Below are 19,008 nucleotides of genomic sequence, written 5' to 3' on the forward strand. Positions count from 1 at the left end.
ATCTCTGGATGATGAGAGTTTTGTTAATTAAAACTGTAGGAAATTTCGTAGACCCGCCCCCGCCAAAAACAATGAAATGCTCCCGCGATGACACGGAAGATTCAGGGAGGCTGTCTGTTTGATTGGCTCTGACGCTGGATCTTTTCTCGAGCACGCTCGTCCCTGAAAAAGGAGCGGCTGGAACAGGATCATGGCTTGTTCTGCTCAAGCGGGCGCCAATCGAAATGCTGCCGTTCGCCGACGCCATTGAAGTCGACGCGATAGGTGTGTTGCTTACCGCCGATATCGCAGACGCCGATCAGGTCGTGGTTATGCTGCTCGCGAGGCGGTGGCATCTGGATACGCACGGTGCCGTGGCAGTTTTCGTAGTTGCAGGGCGCGGTATTGCGATACAGCAGGTAATCGCCACTTTCATCACGCTCGACCCAACGCCCATCGATGAACCGTGCCTGGTCGGGTGGAATGCTGGCGGTGGCCATCTTGCGTTTGCCGTTGCACAGCATCACCCCACCCATGGCGACGGCCATGATGAGGTAGGCCAGGATCCGCGACTCCACATTGAAGTAGGAAAGGATGCCCAACGCGTCGGCCAGGATCGACATGACCGAAAGCACCAGCGCCGGCAGCGATAGAAAAAATGCCACCGCGCCTTTGATGACGCTGCCCCGGCTCACCCGTTCGACGCTCCTGGGGTCGATGACGAACTGAATGCTGGTGCGCTCGGGCGCCTGATTCTGGGCAATGTTGATGTGGTTGGTATCACCAATGGAGCCGATATTGATGCGGTTACCGTCAGACATGAACCTGAGCCCTTTCCGGTTATGGGTGGGTCGCGCTACCTACAAGATTATGCCGAGATAGGCGCCCATGCTTGAAAAGATCAGTGCACTCCCCTTCACCACCCGCTATTAATAGCTTTCTTCACTCAAGGACCCGAGCCCCATGAAATTCGACACCGCCTACTGCATCAGCCTCGACGACAAGCTGTCGATCTATGACGTGCGCGATCTGAATTTCGACGAGACCATGGCCTTCGACTCGGCCAAGGAACAGTTCCAGTGCCCCAATGACGCCTGTCGCGCTACCTTTGCCGCGGACAACCAGTTGGGCACCTTCAATGCCAAGAACGTCAATTACATCCGCACCCCGCACTTCAAGAACCTGCCCGGCACCCGGCATATCGAGGGCTGCCCGTATGGCATCAGCAGAACCCTGGCAGCCGGCTTGGAAGACGCGCAAGACGCGGATGATCGGGAGGAACATTTCCCGTCGGAATTGCTCCTGACCCGCCGCGAATATGTGCGCAAGCCCGCCACCCCGTCAGCGGATGTCGACACGCCAAGCACTGCAGCGCCCGCCCCCTCCTCCAGCCCGCGCACGCCTCACCCGGCCCAGGCCAGCACACCGGACAAGACCAGCGTCTTTGCCCATCCGGTGGAGTGTTTTGTGTCGAATATCGACGACAAGGAGCTGCTCAAGCGCATGCCGTTGAAGATTGGCGAGCACACGGCGTCCTATGCCTCGTTTTTCAAGAAGATCGAATACCTGCTGGACAACAAGGGGTTGATCTACTGGGGCAAGATCAAGGAAATCAAGGACTATACCCAGAGCTTTCGCATCGACTTCGAACAGAAGATCTGGTTCAAGCAGGCGGACGAGGCGAAAAAGAAGCCCTACTCGGTCAACGTCTACCTGAGCAAAAAGCTGATCGAGAACTACCGCAAGCGCAAAGCCTTCCTCGAAGAGATCAAGCACGCCATCGACAGCGAACAAGAGCTGTATTGCTTCTTTTATGGCGTGACCCCGGAACTGAAACAGGTGCCGAGCAAGAAACACCCCGAACAGACGTTCGGAGTATTCAGCGCCAACATCGAGAACCTCGACCACTTCATCATTCGTGAAGCACCGGGGTTGGCGACGGGTTAGCCCTTAGCTGACCAGCATGCCGAGCATCACCAGCACCAGCAGGCCGATATACACCCACGCATGCAACCGATCGGGAATGCGCCCGATCCACGGCGAAGCCAGGCGAATGCCCAGCAATGAACCGAGGGTCAACACGGCAAAGGCCAGCAGGTCGACATAGCCGATAAACCAGGGGCCCAGATCGAAACGGCTGAAGCCGGCCAGAGCCATATAGGTCAAGGTCCCGGCCAGGGCCACCGGCACGCTCAGCGGGTTGGCCATGGACGTGGCCTGGGTCATGCTCAGGCCGCAACGGCGCAGCAGGGGCACGGTCATCACACTGCCGCCGACACCCAGGAAGGTAGCGATGGCCCCGATGCCCAGGCCGCCGGTGGTTTCCAGTCGCCCCAGGCGGCGCGGCGCACGGGTGTCGACCCGCTCAAGAAAGCCACGACGCAGCAGGCAATCGGCAATGGTCAGCGCCAGGTAGGCGATAAAGGCGTAACGCATCACCTCACCACTGACCGCCATCGCCAGGACCGCTCCCGCTATCGCGCCCAGCCCGATATAGCCACCCAGCGGCCACAGGTAATGCCGAATCAGATTGCCGGCGCGACGGTGTTTGCCGGTGGCCATCAACGCATTGACAATCATCACGCAGGTCGAGGTGGCGACCGCTATATGCATGGCCGACTGGGCAACGGCATCGTCAGCACCATGGCTGCCCAGCAGCAGGCGATACAGCAGTGGCACCACCACAAAACCGCCACCAAAACCGAACAACACCGCGCTGATCCCGGTCATGCAGCCGAACAGCCCCAGCCATAGATAAAACATCGAAGATCCTCCGTTGGCAGAAGACCTCGACGATAGAGCGCCAGGGCTTGGCCGACTTTAGCAAGTCAGCCAATATTGTTTGTATTTACGCCAACCCGCGGACGCCTGACGCCATGCGTAACACTTCGATCGACCTGCTGGATCACACTCCACGCGCCGTGGTGGCGATCGGCACCGATTACCCCCACGGCCACCTGTTGCCGAGCCATAGCCATCGTCGTGCGCAGCTGTTGTATGGCGCCACCGGAGTGATGCAGGTCAGCACCACGAATGGCCGCTGGGTGGTGCCGCCACAGCGCGCGGTATGGATTGCGCCCCGGGTCGACCATGAGGTGCTGATGCTCGGGGTCAGCACCCGCAGTCTTTACATCGAACCGGAGGAGATGCCGGCCTTGGGCGATGAGTGCCAGGTGATCAGCGTGTCACCACTGATGCGTCAGTTGCTGATGGAGGCGGTGGATCTGCCGCTGGTGTATGACGAGGATGGACGCGACGGTGTGCTGATCAGCCTGCTGCTGCATGAACTGAACCGCACCACCCGCCTGCCCCTGCACATTCCCCTGCCCGAAACGCCACGCCTGCTCACGCTGTGCCAGGCCTTCCTGCAACAACCCAATGCCCACCAGTCCCCCGAGCAATGGGCGCAGCAGCTGCATATCAGCCTGCGCACCTTCAACCGCCTGTTCCGCGAGCAGACCGGCATGAGTTTCGTCCAGTGGCGCCAGCGCGCCTGCGTGGTCAGGGCCTTGACCCGACTGGCCGCGGGCGAGGCGGTGACGCGAATCGCCCTCGATTTCGGCTATGACAGCCCCGCCGCCTTTTCCACCATGTTCCGCCGGGTAGCGGGGCAACCACCCAGCGCCTACCTGGAAACCGGGGCATAGCGCCAGGACAAGCCTTGTCACAAAGACGTTGGGGCGATCGGCAAAATGAGTTTGATCCGGGCGCAAAACAACTGTACAAATAAACAGTACTTTATCAACTCATCTTCACCCGCTTCCGGAGAAAACCCATGGCCTCACTCGCGATGAAAGTCACCCTGGAACGTATCGCCCTCTTCCAGTTCACCCCAGAACACTGCATTCAAGCCCGAGCCATGCTGGGTTGGAACCAGGAACATCTGTCACAAGAGTCCGGCGTCTCGGTAGCCGCCATTCGCCGCTTCGAGGCGGGCGGCGATTTGCTCGACGTGACCCGGCTGGCACTGGCCTTTCGCCTGGAAGCAGAAGGCCTGGTGTTCTTCCCCGGCTTCGCCCCGGGGCGTGGCATGAACATCAAGGGCGCCACACCCAACCCGATGGAACGGCCCGACTACGCCATGATCGAGTGATCCAGGGCGCTCAGTACCTCTTCCTGTAATGCCTGCACCGAGCGGTGAGTGGCATCGAGGCGGATTACCGGGCAGCTCAGCCCGGTGATCCAGCTCTCATGTCGGCGCAGGCTGCGCGTACCTTGGCCCCCCGTGTCGTAGCCGGCCGCCCAGGCAAGAAAGGTCTGAGTAGCGAGATGGCGTGCACCGCCCTCATGGATCTGCTTGCCATAACGCTGAAACTCGCGCACCTGCAAACGCTGCAGGCGAATCTCGGGGTCCAGGCGGAGGAAAATGGCATGGGTGAAGGTCGGAATCATCGGGTCACCCCAGCCGCACAAGGAGCCGGACAACACCCAGCCGTCCAACCCGGCCACCTGCTGCTGTAACAGCTGGATGCGCTCGTCCCGTGGACGGCGCAAGCTGAAAGGCTGTTCGCTGGGGCGCCAGAAGAAGTTATCGGAGTCGAAATGCGCGATCCCCAAGCGCTGGGCCAGCGCCTGACCCAAGGTCGTGGTACCGGAACCGGACGCGCCAAACAGATGAAGCCGATAAGCCATCACAAGGTCCGTCGGGGCATTGGGGGAGTTTTCTAGATACTCCCCAGGCCCGGACACGGCAACCTGGCGATGGCCGGGCTCAGGGAGTAGCCGATGAAGGGTCTACAGATCGCTTGCCGTTACCTGCTCGGCCATGGGGTCGACCTCTATCCACCAGGCGTGCCCCCGTTGCGGGTGCGCCAGGTTGAAGGCATCGCCCATCTGCGGCGTGGCAATGGCGATGCTGCGCTCCCAGGCCAGCGAGAGGATGCGGTCGAACGGTTCATACCAGGCATGCATCGACAGGTCGAACGTGCCGTTGTGGATAGGTAACAACCAGCGGCCCTTGAGGTCGATGTGCGCCTGCAAGGTCTGCTCCGGCTGCATGTGCACACCCGGCCACTCGACGTTGTAGGCGCCAGTTTCCATCAGGGTCAGGTCGAAAGGGCCGTAACGTTCGCCGATCCGCTTGAAGCCGTCGAAGTAACCGCTGTCACCGCTGAAAAAGATCCGGATGTCGCCATCGATCATCACCCAGGACGCCCACAGCGTGTTGTTGCCGTCGAACAGGCCACGGCCGGAGAAATGCTGCGAAGGCGTGGCGATAAAACGAATGCCATCGACTTCCGTGCCTTCCCACCAGTCCAGCTGGCGCACCTTGTCGGCCGGCAAGCCCCACTTCACCAGGGTATCGCCCACGCCCAGGGGCGTGAGGAAATAGCGGGTCTTGTCCGCCAGCTTGAGCACGGTCTGGTGGTCCAGGTGATCGTAGTGGTCATGGGACAGGATCACCGCTTCGATTGGCGGCAATTCGGCCAGGCTGATAGGCGGCTGGTGGAAACGCTTGGGACCAGCCCACTGCACCGGCGATGCGCGTTCGGCGAATACCGGATCGGTGATCCAGAACTTGTCGTGCAGCTTCAATAACACCGTCGAATGCCCCAGGCGATAGACACTCTGGTTCGGCGCCGCCAGCAGCTGTTCGTGGGTCAATGGCTGGACCGGAATAGCCCCGATCGGACGGGTATCACGCGGTTTGTGGAACAACATGCGCCAGAAAATACTCAGCGTCTTGCCCAGCCCGGCACGCCGGACCGGCGCATGATTACGGAACGCACCTTGTTCCTGCAGGGACGTTTCGGGGCGTGAGGTGCTGTCTGCACGGGAAGAGAGAGTGGCCATGAATCAGTGACTCCAAGGAACCCGACAAGGCTCCGGTGATTCTCTGCGGAACGAGAAAGGCCAATGCACGCAAGCGTCAGCCGACCATCATTTTTTCTGTCAAAAACTACACTGCACAGTATAGTTTTTCTAGATTGCAACAAACCCGGGACTAAGTAAACTGCCCCGGACAACTGCCAACGACCGCCATCGAACCCAACTTATGACAGCTCCGAAGCGCCTGACCGACCTCAAACGCGAAGCCATCATCCAGGCGGCGATTACCGAATTCCACGCCAGCGGGTTCGATATCACCAGCATGGACAAGATCGCGGCAACGGCCAGAGTGTCCAAGCGCACGGTGTACAACCACTTCCCCAGCAAGGAGGAGTTGTTCACCGAGATCATGCATAAGTTATGGGCGAGCATCAGGGCGCAAGCGGACATTCTTTACCACCCCGGATTAACCCTGCGTGAACAGTTGCGGGAATTGCTGATGGCCAAGCTGCAACTGCTGGCCGATGAAAACTTCCTCAACCTGGCGCGGATTGCGATTGCCGCTACCCTGCACTCCCCCGAACGCGCCCAGTACATGGTGGCGCGCATGGGCGAGCGTGAAGAAAGCCTGATGGTGTGGATTCGCTCGGCCCGGGCGGATGGCCGGCTCAAGCCCCTGGACCCGGACTTCGCCGCCCAGCAGCTCCACGGCATGCTCAAGGCGTTTGCCTTCTGGCCGCAGATCACCATGAACCAGCCGCCCCTCAAGGAAGACGAACAGCGGCGCGTCGTCGAGTCCACGCTGGACATGTTCCTGGCCTGCTATCAAGCCTGACGCCCTTCCCCCGGTTGCTCCAACCAGCGGATCTGCCGGCTGCCTCGACTTGCACCAAGCGCTCTGCAATGGGCGTTTGCGTACGTTCGTTCCACTAAATGGCTTGCAAGGACACTGATTATTCTTCTTGGAATAAATGACAATGTTCGCCGCCTTGCCCAATGAAGGGTGACGGCCAATAAAAACACCACAAAGTGTTTCAAATCCGGGCTGGCATGGAAATTTATGGATAACCAACAAGGCAAAGGGCTGTCATTTGCCAAGCGTATTTACCTGCCAAGGCTGGTCGGCCTGGGGATCGGCAGCCTCAGCGTATTCGCCGGCTTGTACCCGGTGCCGCAACCGACCTGGGTTTGGCTGTTCCTGCTGTTCAACGGCTTTATCTGGCCGCACCTGGCGTACCTGATCTCGACCCGCGCGGCCTTCCCCTACCAGGCCGAACGCCACAACCTGCTGTGCGACTCGCTCTTCGGTGGTTTCTGGGCGGCGGCGATACAGTTCAATCCGCTGCCCACGGTGACCATTCTGGCGATGATGGCGATGAATAACGTCGCAGCCGGTGGCCTGCGCCTGTTCATCCATGGCTCCGTGGCACAACTGAGCGGTGTCGTGCTTTCGTGGTTGTTGCTCGGTCCTGCCTTCACCGGGCATGCCACCCAGATGCAGATATACGCCTGCCTGCCGATGCTGACTCTCTATCCGATGGCAGTAGGCATGGTCTGCTACCGGCTGGCAATCAAACTCTCCGAGCACAAACGCACCCTCAGCGCGCTGAGCCGCACCGACAGCCTGACCGGCCTGCTCAACCACGGCGCCTGGAAAGACCTGCTGCACCTCAAGTTCACCAAGTGCCAGCAACAACGCTGCCACGGCACCATTGCCTTGATCGACATCGATCACTTCAAACACATCAATGACAGCTACGGCCATATCCTCGGCGACGCCGTGCTGCATCAGTTGAGCCGGGACCTCAAGCTCAACCTGCGCCAGGACGACCTGGCCGGGCGCTATGGCGGCGATGAGTTCTGCGTGATCCTGCCGGAGACCTCGATCCACCAGGCCCGCGAAGTGTTGGAGCGGCTGCGGGAAGTCTTCGGCAACTATCGCCATCCGGGCGTGCCACAACTCAGGGTCAGCCTGAGTATCGGCCTGGCCGCCTGGCACCCGGGGTTGCGCGATGCCGCAATGTGGCTCATGGAGGCCGACAAAGCCCTGTATGCCGCGAAAAACACCGGGCGCAACAAAGTCGCCGCCGCCAGTCCGGTAAACGACACCCTTCTTGCCGTGCCGACCGGCCCTTGAAAAGTTATACAAAAATGTAAAAAACCAACATCTTGTACAACTTCCACGAACACCACTCCGAGCCAAGCCGGCATAATGCCGCCATGCGGTTATCCCAAAAAAGCCGAGCCAGCCATTCTCGGCCGTGCAACATAACTTCCCTAAATTAACCCGCAGGCCCAGCGTCTCACCTCAGACGTTGAGCAAGGGTACGCTCCGGACAGGGTCGTGCCCTTCCAAGGTTATCTGCCAGTCATGGAATGCTGGCATTGAGCAGACAAGGCCGAGGCCCCGGGGCTTTCGGCATGCAGGCGCAGACAACAGAGACTGACTCCAGGTTTTTCCCACTGAGCTACCAGCCATCATGCTATTCAACCGCCACAACAAAACCATCGACGCCTTGCACCACACCATCGCCCAGCAAGCCAGCCTGCTCGAGGCCATCGACCGTTCGATGGCGGTGATCGAGTTCGACCTGGAAGGCACAGTCCTGAGGGCCAACGACAACTTCCTCAAGACCATGGGCTATCGCGCAGAACAGGTCATCGGCCACCCCCATCGCCAGTTCTGCACCGCCGAGCTTGCCCGCGGCAATCAATACCGCGAGCTCTGGACCCGCCTGAAAAACGGCCAGTTCGAGTCGGGGACCTTCGAGCGCGTCAATGCCAAAGGCCAGCCGGTCTGGCTGGAGGCCAGCTACAACCCGATCAGGGATACCGATGGCAAGGTCTTCAAGGTAGTCAAGTACGCCCTCGACGTCACCGAGAAAATCCAGCAGGAAAGCGAGTCCAGGGGCAAGCTGCATGCCATCGACCGCGCCATGGCGGTGATCGAGTTCAACCTCGACGGCAGCGTCATCACGGCCAACCAGAACTTCCTCGATCGCCTCGGCTACAGCCTCAGCGAAATCAAGGGCAAGCATCACCGGATCTTCTGTAAACCCGAGCTGGCCAACAGCAGCGACTACCAGGACTTCTGGCGGCGCCTCAACCAGGGCGAGTTCTTCAGCGGGCAGTTCGAGCGCGTCGACAAACGTGGGCAATCGGTATGGCTGGAGGCCAACTACAACCCGGTGTACGACGCCGCCGGGCGCCTGTGCAAGGTGGTGAAGTTCGCCTCCGACGTGACGGCGATGGTGGAGAAACACGCCCAGGACGCCCAGAGCGCGACCCAGGCCTACCACATCTCGGTGGAAACCCGGCAAGTCGCCGAACAGGGCACCGCGGTGATCCAGCAGGCGGCCAGCGAGATGCGTCAGATCGCCGCCAACATCGAAGACTCCTCGACCCAAATCGCCAAGCTCGGCGAGCGTTCCGAGCAGATCACCGCCATCGTCAACACCATCCGTGCGATCGCCGAGCAGACCAACCTGCTGGCGCTCAATGCCGCGATCGAAGCCGCGCGCGCCGGCGACCAGGGCCGCGGCTTTGCCGTGGTCGCCGACGAAGTCCGGCAACTGGCCGCCCGCACCAGCGGCTCGACCGCAGAAATCTCGGGGATGATCGACATGATCCAGCACGAAACCCAGCAAGCCATCAAAAGCATGGACGGCACCCGGGACCGGGCAGCCAAAGGCGTGGACCTTGCGGATCAGGCCGGCACGGTGATCCTGCAGATTCGTGACGGTGCCAGCGAGGCGGTGCAAGCCGTGAGCATGTTCGCCAACGAGCGCGCTACGCTCTGAACCGGGGTTTATCAATCAACGGTGTCGACGCCAGGGAAGGCGTCGGGCAACCGACTATAGTGACCGGCAGTCCCATCGCCCCGAGCCCGCCATGAACCCGACCCCATCCGAAACAGCCTCAGCCGCCCCTGTCGATCACCTGCGCTTTCACCGCCCCCATGCCCATCTGGCCCCGACCTTCGGCACCGACCGCTTTGCCCTGAAGGCCGAAGCCTTCGCCCGCTTTTTCGGCACCCCGACCTTCCTCGGCGCGCAAACCCTGATCGTGCTGGTCTGGATCGGACTCAACCTGAGCGGTGTGACGCACTTCGACATCTACCCCTTCATCCTCCTCAACCTGGCCTTCAGCCTGCAATCGGCCTATGCCGCGCCGCTGATCCTGCTGGCCCAGACCCGCCAGGCCGCGCGCGACAAAGCCCAGACCGAAGCCGATGCCCAGCACCGCGAAGCCATCGCTATCGCCAACAGCGAACGTCAGGCGCAAGCCGCGCAACACACCGCGCAACTGCTCGAACTGCTGGAGCAGAACACCCGCCTGACCGAGATGACCAAACAGCTGACCGAACGCATCGAAAGCCTGACCTCGGAAATGCACCAGCACGTCCTGCACAAGGCCCCGCCCCAGGCATGACTCACTGCGGCGCACGCAGGCGCTGGCTCAATTCGTCGAACAGCGTCACCACCGCGCGCAGCGCCCGGCAGTCGGCCCGGGTCAGCAGCCAGAGCGCAGTGTCGCAGCCCGGCAGCGGATCACTCAGGGGTTGCAGGGCGGAGGTGTCATCGAGCAGGAAATCCGGCAGCACCGCCACGCCCAGTCCGGCCTTCACCAGTTCACTGACCGCCAGCATGCTGTTGCAGCGATAGCCTGGCACCACGCCGGGCAACGCCTGTCGGCGCCAGGCCACCGTGGCGTGGTCCGGAAGGAAATCGTCCGGGGCGATCCAGGTCAGCCCGGCCAGATCCGTCGCCCCGACCGACTGCCGATAGCTCGGGCTGGCACAGACCCGGTAGGACACCGCACGCAGCTGCCGGCCTACCAAGTGCTCGGGCGGTGTGCGCGTCAGGCGCAGGGCCAGGTCGGCGTCGCGCCGGCTGAGGTTGGCGAAATCATTCGAGGTGCTGAGCTCCAGGGCCAATGCCGGGTAACGCGGCATGAATTGCGCCAGCGCCGGCAACAGCAGGCCCTGCAACACCGAGTCGGTACAGGTCAGGCGCACTGTGCCGCTGACCACCGCGCCGCCCTGCTCTACCCCGACCTGCGCCGCATCCAGTGCCTGTTCCGCGCGTTCGGCCTGTTCGGCCAGGGTGCGGGCCAGGCCGGTGGGCAGGTAGCCGGCGCGGCTCTTGTCGAACAGCTGCTGGCCCAGCGCGGCTTCGAGGCGACGCACCGCACGGAACACCGTGGACACATCGACCTTCAACAACGCCGCCGCGCGGGCCAGGGAGCCACCGCGCACCAGGGCGAGGATCAGCGACAGATCGGGGTAGTCGAGCCGATAGTGCGTGGCTGCATTGATCACTTGGATAAACGCCAATATTGAGTGCGTGAGCGCCAATCTATAGTGACGTCCAGCAATCGACAAGCGCTGGCCATATCGGGAGCAGTCCATGCCGCACCTCGCTCATCCGCCCACCCTGCACATCGCACTGGTGGGCGACTACGACCCTCAGGTCATCGCGCACCAGGCCATTCCCCGGACGCTGGAAATGGCCGCCGAAGAAACAGGCCTCAAGGTGCACTATCGCTGGATGGCCACCGACAGCCTGACCCGCGACGAGCCGTTGCAAGCGTTCGACGGCATCTGGTGTGTGCCTGGCAGCCCCTACCGTTCGATGGACGGCGCCTTGCGGGCGATCCGTTTTGCCCGCGAACAACACCGCCCCTTCCTCGGCACCTGCGGCGGTTTTCAGCATGCGCTGCTGGAGTACGCGCGCAATGTGCTGGGATGGGCCGATGCCGAACACGGCGAAACCCATCCCGAGGCCGAGCGCGCCGTGCTCACGCCATTGACCTGCGCCTTGGTGGAAGCCACCGACAGCATTCATCTGAGCGCAGGCAGCCGCATCGCCGAAGCCTATGGCGAGCGACAGATCAGCGAGGGTTATCGCTGTCGCTACGGGATCAATCCGCAGTTCGCCGCGCAATTGCTCAACCACAACCTGCGCCCCAGCGGCTACGACTCGGCCGGCGACCTGCGGGCGGTGGAACTGCGCGACCACCGGTTCTTTGTCGCCACCCTGTTCCAGCCAGAACGGGCAGCGCTCAAAGGCGTCGTGCCGCCCCTGGTCAGCGCGCTGCTCGCCGCTTGCCTGGAGCATCGCGCATGATCGCCCGTACACCCGAGGCGCCCTATTACGCGGTGATTTTCAGCGCCCAGCGCCGCGAACCGGACCCGGCCTACGAGCAGGCCGCCGAACGCATGGTCGAACTGGCGCAACAACAGCCGGGATTTCTCGGCATGGAGTTCGCACGTAACGAGGATGGCTCCGGCATCACAGTCTCCTATTGGCGGGACCAGGCTTCGATCCTTGCCTGGAAGCAGCACGCCGAACACCGCATCGCCCGTGAACGCGGGCGCAGCGACTGGTACGTGACCTGTCATACCCGGGTGTGCAAGGTCGAACGCGCCTATCTGTTCGAACGCTGAGACCTCGCCCCCGCCAAGCCCAACGCCTGGACTATTGCGCCGCCGACACCCGATTGCGCACCGCCGAAATCTCCGGCAGGTCGGTGCGACGCATGTACACCCGCAAGGGTTCGCTGATGTTGATGCGCTCGTCGATGTTCTGCTCCAGCAGCAACTGGATCAGCTCGCGCTTGAGCACCATGACCTGGCCCTCGGCGGTGGCCCAGACGAATTCGCTGGCGGGGGTGATGGCGTCGTCGGCGACGTCCATGCCAAAGGAGTCTTCGCTGAAGCGCACGATGTGCTGGCCGCTCTTGCGGTTGAAACCGACAAAACCCTTGAGCTGGTCGGCGGCCTGGCAGATGAGTTCGGATGTGATGCGCATGGTAAACCTCACTGAGTGTCTCGCAGGACAGGTGATCGATGGTTTACACGCAGGGCAAGAGTGGACTTGTTCCAGGGCTTCCCTCTGACGGGGAAACTTCAGGGCGCAAGCGTACTGCAAAGCACTACACAAAAGCGCCGGAAAATTTGCCGCACATGCAGATTTATGTCGGTTTCGCGATAGCACAACGGCCATTCAATTGTTAAAAGGTAGTCCTTTGAAAACCGCTCTCCACGAAAGGATCTCGACCATGCCTGCCACCTTCACCAAAAGCGCCCTGATGCTGAGCCTGATGCTTGGCCTGGGCCAGGCACAGGCCGCCAGCCCAAGCCCCACCGCACTGGCTGTCAGCCAAGGCATTCCACACCCGACAGTGATCGCTCACCGGGGCGCGTCCTTCGATGCACCGGAGTCCACCGCCGCCGCCTATAAGCTGGCCCGCGACCTGGGTGCCGACTACCTGGAAATGGACCTGCAACGCAGCAAGGACGGCGTGCTGTTCGCCCTGCATGACAACAACCTGCAACGCACCACCGACGTCGCCAGCAAGTTCCCCGAGCGCAAGGACAGCCCGGCCAATGCCTTCACCATGGCCGAACTGAAAACCCTCGACGCCGGCAGCTGGTTCAACCAGGCCTATCCCGACCGCGCCCGTGCGAGCTACGTCGGCCTGAAGATCCTGACCCTCGACGAAATCATCGACATCGCCCAAAGCAACCCGCATCACAAGCCCGGCCTGTACATCGAGACCAAGGAGCCCCAGCAGTTCCCCGGCATCGAGCACGACCTCAAGGAAAAACTCCAGGACCGCGGCTGGCTCAGCCCGGCCGGCTCCAAGCTGGCGAAAAGCGAACTGGCGGTAGGCCAGGGCAAAGGCAAGGTGGTGCTGCAGACCTTCGAGAAGAGCAGCCTGGAACTGCTGCAGAAAGAAATGCCCAAGGTGCCGAAGATCCTCCTGCTGTGGATCGGTGAAGGCGGCATGCGGCCCAAGTCCGACGTGACCTTCGCCAACAGCGGCGAGAAGGACAAGGCGGCCTACTACGCCAAGCAGGAACCCAAGGACAAGGCCGAGTTCGAGCAGTGGGTCAGCTACGCCAAGGCCCAGGGCGCCATCGGCACCGGCCCGTCGGCAGCACTCACCAACGGCGGCGACCAGAGCTACTTCGACCTGGTGCAACCCTGGATGAACCAGTTCACCCACGACCAGGGCCTGCTGGTGCACGTCTACACCATCGACGAGCCGGTGGACTTCAAGAAGGTCCTGGACTCCGGTGTCGACGGCATCTTCACCAACCGCGCCTCGGAGTTGCTCAAGTACGCCAAGCGTCCGGCCAGCGGCAGCGTGAGCCAGTTGCTCGAGGCCAACGGCTACTGAGCCAGTCGCCGTGCGCACGCCCGAGTGGACAGGCCAGCTGTGGCTCGGGCGTGACTACGGACTGATCCAGGGCGAGCTGGGGCGCACCGCGCCCCACGCCCACTACGCCCATCAACTGATCCTCGCCTCCGCTGCACCGGTCACCGTCAGCCTCGACGACCAGCCTTGCACCGCCCGATATGTGTTCATTCCGGCCATGCAACGGCATGCCATCCTCGACGCGCCCGGGACCCTTTTCACCCTCTACGCCGAACCGCTGACGATTGACGCCCAGGCCCTGCAACACAGCCTGCTGGGTGTCGAGCTGACGCTGCCGGCGCTGGCCGAGGCGCTGCAGCGTTGCCCGCGCCGGACCTTGGACCGGCGGATCGAAAAGGCCCTGGCCGCCCTCGACCGACAATTGACCGGCAAGGTCTCGGCCAGCACCCTGGCGGCCCATGCGCACCTGTCCCTGAGCCAGCTCGAACGGCTGTTCAGCGGCCAGCTCGGGTTGCCGGTGCGGCGCCTGGTGCTGTGGCGGCGACTACGCCTGGCGATGGGCCTGGTGCTGGCGGGCCAGGCCATCACCGATGCTGCTCATGGCGCCGGCTTTGCCGATTCCGCGCACTTCTCCCGCACCCTGAAAACCCTGTTCGGCGTCACTGCGCGCCAGGCCCTGCAACACATTGAGCTGCGCCTGCTGGACTGACTCAACGCCGCAGCGGCAAGGGTACCGGCGGTTCCTCATGGACGGCTTGCCTGCTGAAGGGGGCGAGCAATTGTCGCCAATACGCCTGCGGATAATCCGGCTGGCTGCCGATGCCCAAGTCGCCTTGGCGTATCGGATAGGCCGAGGAGTAAAACGCCGTGCCCAGCAGCCAGTCCCAGACATTCAAGAACAGGCCGAAATTCACATTGCCGGCGGTGCCGTACTTCATGTGGTGAAAGCGGTGCATCGGCGCCCAGGCGAACACCCAGCCCAGGGGACCGGGGCGCATGTCGACATTGGAGTGCTGCAACAGCAGCTGGATGGCGATGGCAAACGCCAGCAGTTGCGCCACCGGCAAGGGGACTCCCAAAAACAGCAGCGGCAACAGCCCGGCGCTGGCTTCCAGCAGTTGATGCAGCGGGTGTTTCATCAAGCCGTTGAAGCCATACAAGCGCTGCACGCTGTGATGCACCGCGTGCAGGCGCCACAGCCAGAGCAGCCGGTGGCTGAAGTAATGCGCCAGGGTCAGGCCGCAGTCGGCGACGACAATCGCCAGCGCCAACTGCGCCCACAGCGACCAGCCGCGCGGCCACAGGCCATCGAACGCCAGCAGGCTCACCAGCCCCGGCAACAGCAGCAACCCCAGGGCGTTCAGGCTTTCATTGACCAGCGCGTGCAACACGTCGCGCAAGCGATCCTGCTGCGGGCGGTTCCAGTCCACCTCATAGGGCAACCACCACTCCGCCAGGAAGGACACCCCGAGCGCCCCGGCGAACACCAGTAACAACCAGCCCGGGGCCAACCCCGGCGTGCCGATCACCCACACGCCAGCGCCGATGAAGCCGGCAAAGAACGCCGGACCGTACAAACCTTTGATCATGGATTTCATCACTGCCTCTCCTGTTCGAGAGCACAGCTTGAAATACCCGAGGGCTACTGGAATTGAACAAACGGCGCAAAGCTTGCGGCGAATTAAGGGTGAATTAAGTTGTGCCGGCTAATCTGAACCCACTCAAAACGAATCACCCCAAGGAAAGACACTATGAAAACGTTGACTGCCCTGTTCGCCGCGACCGCCCTGACCCTGACCGCTGGCCTGGCCCAGGCCGACGTGCGCCCGGACCTGATCCCGGGCCTGCTCAAGGCCGGCACCATCATGGACCTGGAAAAACTCAACCAGACGGCACTGGCCGAACACCCAGGCACCACCGCCGCCAGCATCACCGACACCGAACTGGAACAGACCTCGGCCGGTGCCTACGTCTACCAAGTGGAACTGCGTGACGCCAAGGGCGTCGAGTGGGACGTCGATCTGGATGCCAAGACCGGCAAGGTCCTGAGCAACAAGCAAGACAAGTAATTCTTCAGGACAAAAAAGCCACGTGCCCAAAAGGCACGCGGCTTTTTTTGTTCACTGGCGCATCAGGCACTCAAGCGTGCCGTCACCTCGTTCAACTGCCCCGACAGTTCGTGCAGGTTCTGGCTGGCGCGCTCGGTGCGCTGCACGTTATCCAGGTTGGTGCTGGCGATCGAGGTGATCTCGGTCAGGTTGCGCGAAATGTCCTCGGCCACCGAGGTCTGCTCTTCCGCCGCCGTGGCGATCTGCCGGTTCATGTCGCGGATCGCCTCGACCGCCTCGGTGATCCGCTCCAGCATGGCGCCGGCCTGGGTCACCTGCTCGACGCTGGCATCGCTGCGCGCCTGGCCACTCTCGATCGCATGGGCAGCGTCCAGGGCGCCGGTCTGCACGCTCTGGATGATCTGGTTGATCTCGATGATCGACGCCGCGGTGCGCTGCGCCAGGCTGCGTACCTCGTCGGCGACCACGGCGAAACCACGCCCGGCCTCGCCGGCCCGCGCCGCCTCGATGGCGGCGTTGAGCGCCAGCAGGTTGGTCTGTTCGGCGATGCCGCGGATCACTTCCAGGACCTTGCCGATGCGCTCGCTGTCGGCTTCCAGGCGGCGGATCACCTCGGCGGTGTTGGCGATTTCGCCACGCATCAGGGTGATGGTGTGGATGGTGCCCTGCATCACCTGCTCGCCCTGCTGGGCCGACTGGTCGGCGTCATCGGCGGCCCGCGCCGCATCCGCCGCATGGCGCGCCACTTCCTGGGCGGTGGCGGACATTTCGTTCATCGCCGTGGCGACCTGGTCGGTGCGGTTGAACTGGTCGTTGGTGCCCTGGGACATTAGGGTGGCAATGGCATTCAACTCGCCGCTGGCACTGTCCAGGTCGGACCCGCTGCGCTGCAGGCGGCTGAAGGTTTCGGCGAGGAAATCACGCAAGGTATTGGCGGCCACCGCCAGCTTGCCCAACTCGTCCTGGCGGCTGCTGGCAACACGCTCGGCAATCCGCCCACGGCTGAGTTGCGCCACGTAGTCGATCAACTGGCGGATCGGTTCCACCAGGCTGCGGTTGACCAGCCACAGGCTCAGCAGGCCGATCAGCAAACCCGAGGCCAGCATCACCAGCAGGCCGATCCAGACCGTGCGCTGGGCGGCAGCGCTGATGTCCCGCGACTGCTCGCTGCCCTGCTTGCGCAACTCGCTCACCAGTTCGCTCATCTGCTCACTGGCGGCGCGGTCCACGCCCTTGACCGCGGCATCGCCGGCGGCCGGATCGGCACCGGCGGCGACAAAGGCATCGCGGCCTTTCTGGTACGCCGTGCCCAGCACCCGGTGCTCTTCACGCAAGCGCTCGATCCGGCCCTTGAGCGCCGCGTCTATGCCCGGCCCGGCCGCCAACTGGCCAAGAATGCCCTGCACATCGCGCTGGCGATCCTCGAACTGCTGCCAGTACTTGTTCAGCTCGGCGCTCTGCTTGCCACGCAGCAATACGTTTTTCCATTCCTGCACCTGGACCTTGAATTGCAGGTTGGCTTCATCGATCAACTGCGAGGTGCGCAACGGCCCCTCGATCAGCTCGCGATAACCTTGCACGCCATTGGACAGGAAGTGAAAACACGTCAGCGCGATCAACAGCATCGCCAGCAGGCTGCCGCTCAACAAAGCCAGGACTTGCGCCCTCAGGGATTTTTGCAAGGACATCGAATGAGATCTCTCAACAGGGATAGAGCACGCCCGAGGCGGGCATGGGTAGCGTGCAAACATCCCTGTCAGGCGAACCGGGGCAAGCCGGTCGCGCAGTCGTCGTATGCGTGATCGGCCTGGAAGAGGCTTTCTTGAGGGCCTCCGACAGCCGGTTATACGTGCTGAATGCTGCACTTCAAACCGTCACAAAATGGTCACGGGGCCTTGCGATGATCGGGCTCAAGTGAACCTGTAAAACCGCAGGTGCCTTCCCTCCTGCGAGACTCCATGAACCACAGCATCGACCATGCCCATCGCGATTCGGATCTGTTCGGCCTGCTCTACGGCTTTGCGTTTCGTCCCGGCGAGCGGGGTCGCGAACTGGATTCGGCCAAGGCCCTGCAAGCCCTGCAACGGCCGGACGATGGCGATGAATTTCTCTGGCTGCACCTGAACCTGGCGCATGCCGCCTGCGAACGCTGGATGCAGACCCACCTGGCCCTGCCGGAAGAATTCTTCGAGGCCTTGCACGAAGGCTCGCGCTCGACCCGCATCGAGCATGTGGACTCGGCCCTGCTGGCGGTGGTCAACGACGTAGTGTTCAACTTCGGCAGCATGGTCTCCTCGGACATCTCCACCCTGTGGGTCTGCGTGCACAGCCGGCTGATCGTCAGCGCGCGCCTGCAACCCTTGCATTCGGTGGACAAGCTGCGCTCCTCGGTCAAGGCCGGCGAACGTTTCCGCTCGCCCCTGGAACTGCTGGTGCACCTGCTGCGCGACCAGGGCGAAGTGCTGACCCAGATCGTGCGCAAGACCAGCCTCAACGTCGACCAGATCGAAGACCAGTTGCTGGCCGCGCGGATCTCCACCAACCGCGCCGAACTGGGAGCCATGCGCCGGGTGCTGGTGCGCCTGCAACGCCTGCTGGCGCTGGAGCCCGGTTCGCTGCTGCGGCTGCTCAACCGGCCGCCGTCATGGCTGCAGAAGGAGGACGTCAAGGAGCTGCGCAAGTCCACCGAGGAGTTCGCCCTGATCATCAACGACCTCACCGCCCTCGGCGAGCGGATCAAGCTGTTGCAGGAAGAGATCGCCGCCAATATCAACGAACAGACCAACCGCACCCTGTTCACCCTGACCGTGGTCACGGTGCTGGCGCTGCCGATCAACATCATCGCCGGCTTCTTCGGCATGAACGTCGGCGGCATCCCCTTCTCCGAGGACCCGCAAGGTTTCTGGATCCTCGTCGCGCTGGTCGCCACCTTCACCGTCATCGCCGGCCGCTGGGCGTTTCGCAAGCGCCAGGATATGTAGGCCCTATTCCCTGTAGCCGCTGCCGCAGGCTGCCCAAGGTCCGC

20 protein-coding genes and 3 pseudogenes are annotated in these 19,008 nt (G+C 62.5%); 14 read left to right on the forward strand and 9 right to left on the reverse strand.

The annotated features are described in order from the left end of the window. Positions 1-188 precede the first annotated feature (188 nt). Complete coding sequence (locus H0I86_RS23480) at positions 189-800, reverse strand: phage holin family protein (RefSeq protein ID WP_180922363.1); 612 nt, start codon at positions 798-800, stop codon at positions 189-191. A 142-nt stretch (positions 801-942) separates the two neighbouring features. Here H0I86_RS23480 and H0I86_RS23485 point away from each other — a divergent pair, with 142 nt between their 5' ends. Beyond that, positions 943-1,926, forward strand: coding sequence for a hypothetical protein (locus H0I86_RS23485; protein WP_180922364.1), 984 nt, complete (start codon positions 943-945; stop codon positions 1,924-1,926). A 3-nt stretch (positions 1,927-1,929) separates the two neighbouring features. On the opposite strand, the gene H0I86_RS23490 is transcribed toward H0I86_RS23485, so the two are convergent. Next, positions 1,930-2,742 carry a sulfite exporter TauE/SafE family protein gene (locus H0I86_RS23490; RefSeq protein ID WP_180922365.1) on the reverse strand — a complete coding sequence of 271 codons (813 nt, stop codon included), beginning with the start codon at positions 2,740-2,742 and terminating at the stop codon, positions 1,930-1,932. Positions 2,743-2,855: 113 nt separating this feature from the next. On the opposite strand from H0I86_RS23490, the gene H0I86_RS23495 reads away from it, so the two are divergent. Beyond that, complete coding sequence (locus H0I86_RS23495) at positions 2,856-3,626, forward strand: AraC family transcriptional regulator (RefSeq protein WP_180922366.1); 771 nt, start codon at positions 2,856-2,858, stop codon at positions 3,624-3,626. A 128-nt stretch (positions 3,627-3,754) separates the two neighbouring features. Then, positions 3,755-4,072, forward strand: coding sequence for a helix-turn-helix domain-containing protein (locus H0I86_RS23500; RefSeq protein ID WP_124321910.1), 318 nt, complete (start codon positions 3,755-3,757; stop codon positions 4,070-4,072). On the opposite strand, the gene H0I86_RS23505 is transcribed toward H0I86_RS23500, so the two are convergent. Together H0I86_RS23505 and H0I86_RS23510 are read right to left on the reverse strand one after the other, a co-directional pair. After that, positions 4,054-4,611, reverse strand: coding sequence for an AAA family ATPase (locus tag H0I86_RS23505; protein WP_180922367.1), 558 nt, complete (start codon positions 4,609-4,611; stop codon positions 4,054-4,056). The two genes, H0I86_RS23500 and H0I86_RS23505, sit on opposite strands and share 19 nt — an antisense overlap. 102 nt (positions 4,612-4,713) lie before the next feature. After that, on the reverse strand, positions 4,714-5,772 hold the full coding sequence (locus H0I86_RS23510; protein ID WP_180922368.1) for an MBL fold metallo-hydrolase: 1,059 nt from the start codon (positions 5,770-5,772) through the stop codon (positions 4,714-4,716). 202 nt (positions 5,773-5,974) lie between these two features. On the opposite strand from H0I86_RS23510, the gene H0I86_RS23515 reads away from it, so the two are divergent. The 5 genes and pseudogenes from H0I86_RS23515 (at position 5,975) to H0I86_RS23530 (ending at position 10,179) form a co-directional block, all read left to right on the forward strand. Then, the gene (locus tag H0I86_RS23515) at positions 5,975-6,583 is read left to right on the forward strand and encodes a TetR/AcrR family transcriptional regulator (RefSeq protein WP_180922369.1); all 609 of its coding nucleotides are present in this window, start codon (positions 5,975-5,977) and stop codon (positions 6,581-6,583) included. Between the two features lie 225 nt (positions 6,584-6,808). Continuing rightward, entirely contained in the window at positions 6,809-7,885 is a 1,077-nt protein-coding gene (locus tag H0I86_RS23520) for a diguanylate cyclase (RefSeq protein ID WP_180922370.1), read from the forward strand. 433 nt (positions 7,886-8,318) lie between these two features. Then, a pseudogene (locus tag H0I86_RS32570) lies at positions 8,319-8,945 on the forward strand (PAS domain-containing protein); the annotation flags it as partial. Positions 8,946-9,110: 165 nt separating this feature from the next. Continuing rightward, positions 9,111-9,548 (forward strand): annotated as a pseudogene (locus H0I86_RS32575) (methyl-accepting chemotaxis protein); the annotation flags it as partial. A gap of 91 nt (positions 9,549-9,639) precedes the next feature. Next, positions 9,640-10,179 (forward strand): DUF1003 domain-containing protein, encoded by a 540-nt coding sequence (locus H0I86_RS23530; RefSeq protein ID WP_180922372.1) that lies wholly within the window; start codon positions 9,640-9,642, stop codon positions 10,177-10,179. Position 10,180: 1 nt separating this feature from the next. Here the strand turns inward: H0I86_RS23530 and H0I86_RS23535 are convergent, their stop codons facing one another. After that, positions 10,181-11,131 carry a LysR family transcriptional regulator gene (locus H0I86_RS23535; protein ID WP_180925900.1) on the reverse strand — a complete coding sequence of 317 codons (951 nt, stop codon included), beginning with the start codon at positions 11,129-11,131 and terminating at the stop codon, positions 10,181-10,183. 25 nt (positions 11,132-11,156) lie between these two features. Between H0I86_RS23535 and H0I86_RS23540 the strand changes: the two genes are divergently transcribed. Together H0I86_RS23540 and H0I86_RS23545 are read left to right on the forward strand one after the other, a co-directional pair. Then, positions 11,157-11,876 carry a CTP synthase C-terminal region-related (seleno)protein gene (locus H0I86_RS23540; protein WP_180922373.1) on the forward strand — a complete coding sequence of 240 codons (720 nt, stop codon included), beginning with the start codon at positions 11,157-11,159 and terminating at the stop codon, positions 11,874-11,876. Beyond that, positions 11,873-12,196, forward strand: a complete 324-nt coding sequence (locus tag H0I86_RS23545; RefSeq protein ID WP_180922374.1) for an antibiotic biosynthesis monooxygenase family protein — start codon at positions 11,873-11,875, stop codon at positions 12,194-12,196. The genes H0I86_RS23540 and H0I86_RS23545 overlap by 4 nt, the downstream gene beginning before the upstream one ends. 31 nt (positions 12,197-12,227) lie before the next feature. On the opposite strand, the gene H0I86_RS23550 is transcribed toward H0I86_RS23545, so the two are convergent. Further along, positions 12,228-12,560, reverse strand: a complete 333-nt coding sequence (locus H0I86_RS23550) for a DUF2025 family protein (RefSeq protein ID WP_180922375.1) — start codon at positions 12,558-12,560, stop codon at positions 12,228-12,230. Positions 12,561-12,810: 250 nt separating this feature from the next. Between H0I86_RS23550 and H0I86_RS23555 the strand changes: the two genes are divergently transcribed. Then, positions 12,811-13,935 (forward strand): glycerophosphodiester phosphodiesterase, encoded by a 1,125-nt coding sequence (locus H0I86_RS23555; RefSeq protein ID WP_180922376.1) that lies wholly within the window; start codon positions 12,811-12,813, stop codon positions 13,933-13,935. A gap of 10 nt (positions 13,936-13,945) precedes the next feature. Further along, positions 13,946-14,623 carry a helix-turn-helix domain-containing protein gene (locus H0I86_RS23560; RefSeq protein WP_180922377.1) on the forward strand — a complete coding sequence of 226 codons (678 nt, stop codon included), beginning with the start codon at positions 13,946-13,948 and terminating at the stop codon, positions 14,621-14,623. Position 14,624: 1 nt separating this feature from the next. Here H0I86_RS23560 and H0I86_RS23565 read toward each other — a convergent pair whose 3' ends face one another. Next, complete coding sequence (locus H0I86_RS23565; protein WP_180922378.1) at positions 14,625-15,512, reverse strand: sterol desaturase family protein; 888 nt, start codon at positions 15,510-15,512, stop codon at positions 14,625-14,627. A 153-nt stretch (positions 15,513-15,665) separates the two neighbouring features. On the opposite strand from H0I86_RS23565, the gene H0I86_RS23570 reads away from it, so the two are divergent. Further along, positions 15,666-15,983, forward strand: a complete 318-nt coding sequence (locus H0I86_RS23570) for a PepSY domain-containing protein (RefSeq protein WP_180922379.1) — start codon at positions 15,666-15,668, stop codon at positions 15,981-15,983. A 62-nt stretch (positions 15,984-16,045) separates the two neighbouring features. Here H0I86_RS23570 and H0I86_RS32580 read toward each other — a convergent pair whose 3' ends face one another. Together H0I86_RS32580 and H0I86_RS32585 are read right to left on the reverse strand one after the other, a co-directional pair. After that, entirely contained in the window at positions 16,046-16,813 is a 768-nt protein-coding gene (locus tag H0I86_RS32580; RefSeq protein WP_373351071.1) for a methyl-accepting chemotaxis protein, read from the reverse strand. Between the two features lie 165 nt (positions 16,814-16,978). After that, positions 16,979-17,734: pseudogene (locus H0I86_RS32585) on the reverse strand (methyl-accepting chemotaxis protein); the annotation flags it as partial. A gap of 207 nt (positions 17,735-17,941) precedes the next feature. Between H0I86_RS32585 and H0I86_RS23580 the strand changes: the two are divergent. After that, on the forward strand, positions 17,942-18,964 hold the full coding sequence (locus tag H0I86_RS23580) for a transporter (protein WP_180922381.1): 1,023 nt from the start codon (positions 17,942-17,944) through the stop codon (positions 18,962-18,964). Positions 18,965-19,008: the final 44 nt, after the last annotated feature.

Origin of the sequence: Pseudomonas chlororaphis subsp. aurantiaca (assembly GCF_013466605.1) — a bacterium.
GTDB classification, from domain to species: domain Bacteria; phylum Pseudomonadota; class Gammaproteobacteria; order Pseudomonadales; family Pseudomonadaceae; genus Aquipseudomonas; species Aquipseudomonas chlororaphis_I.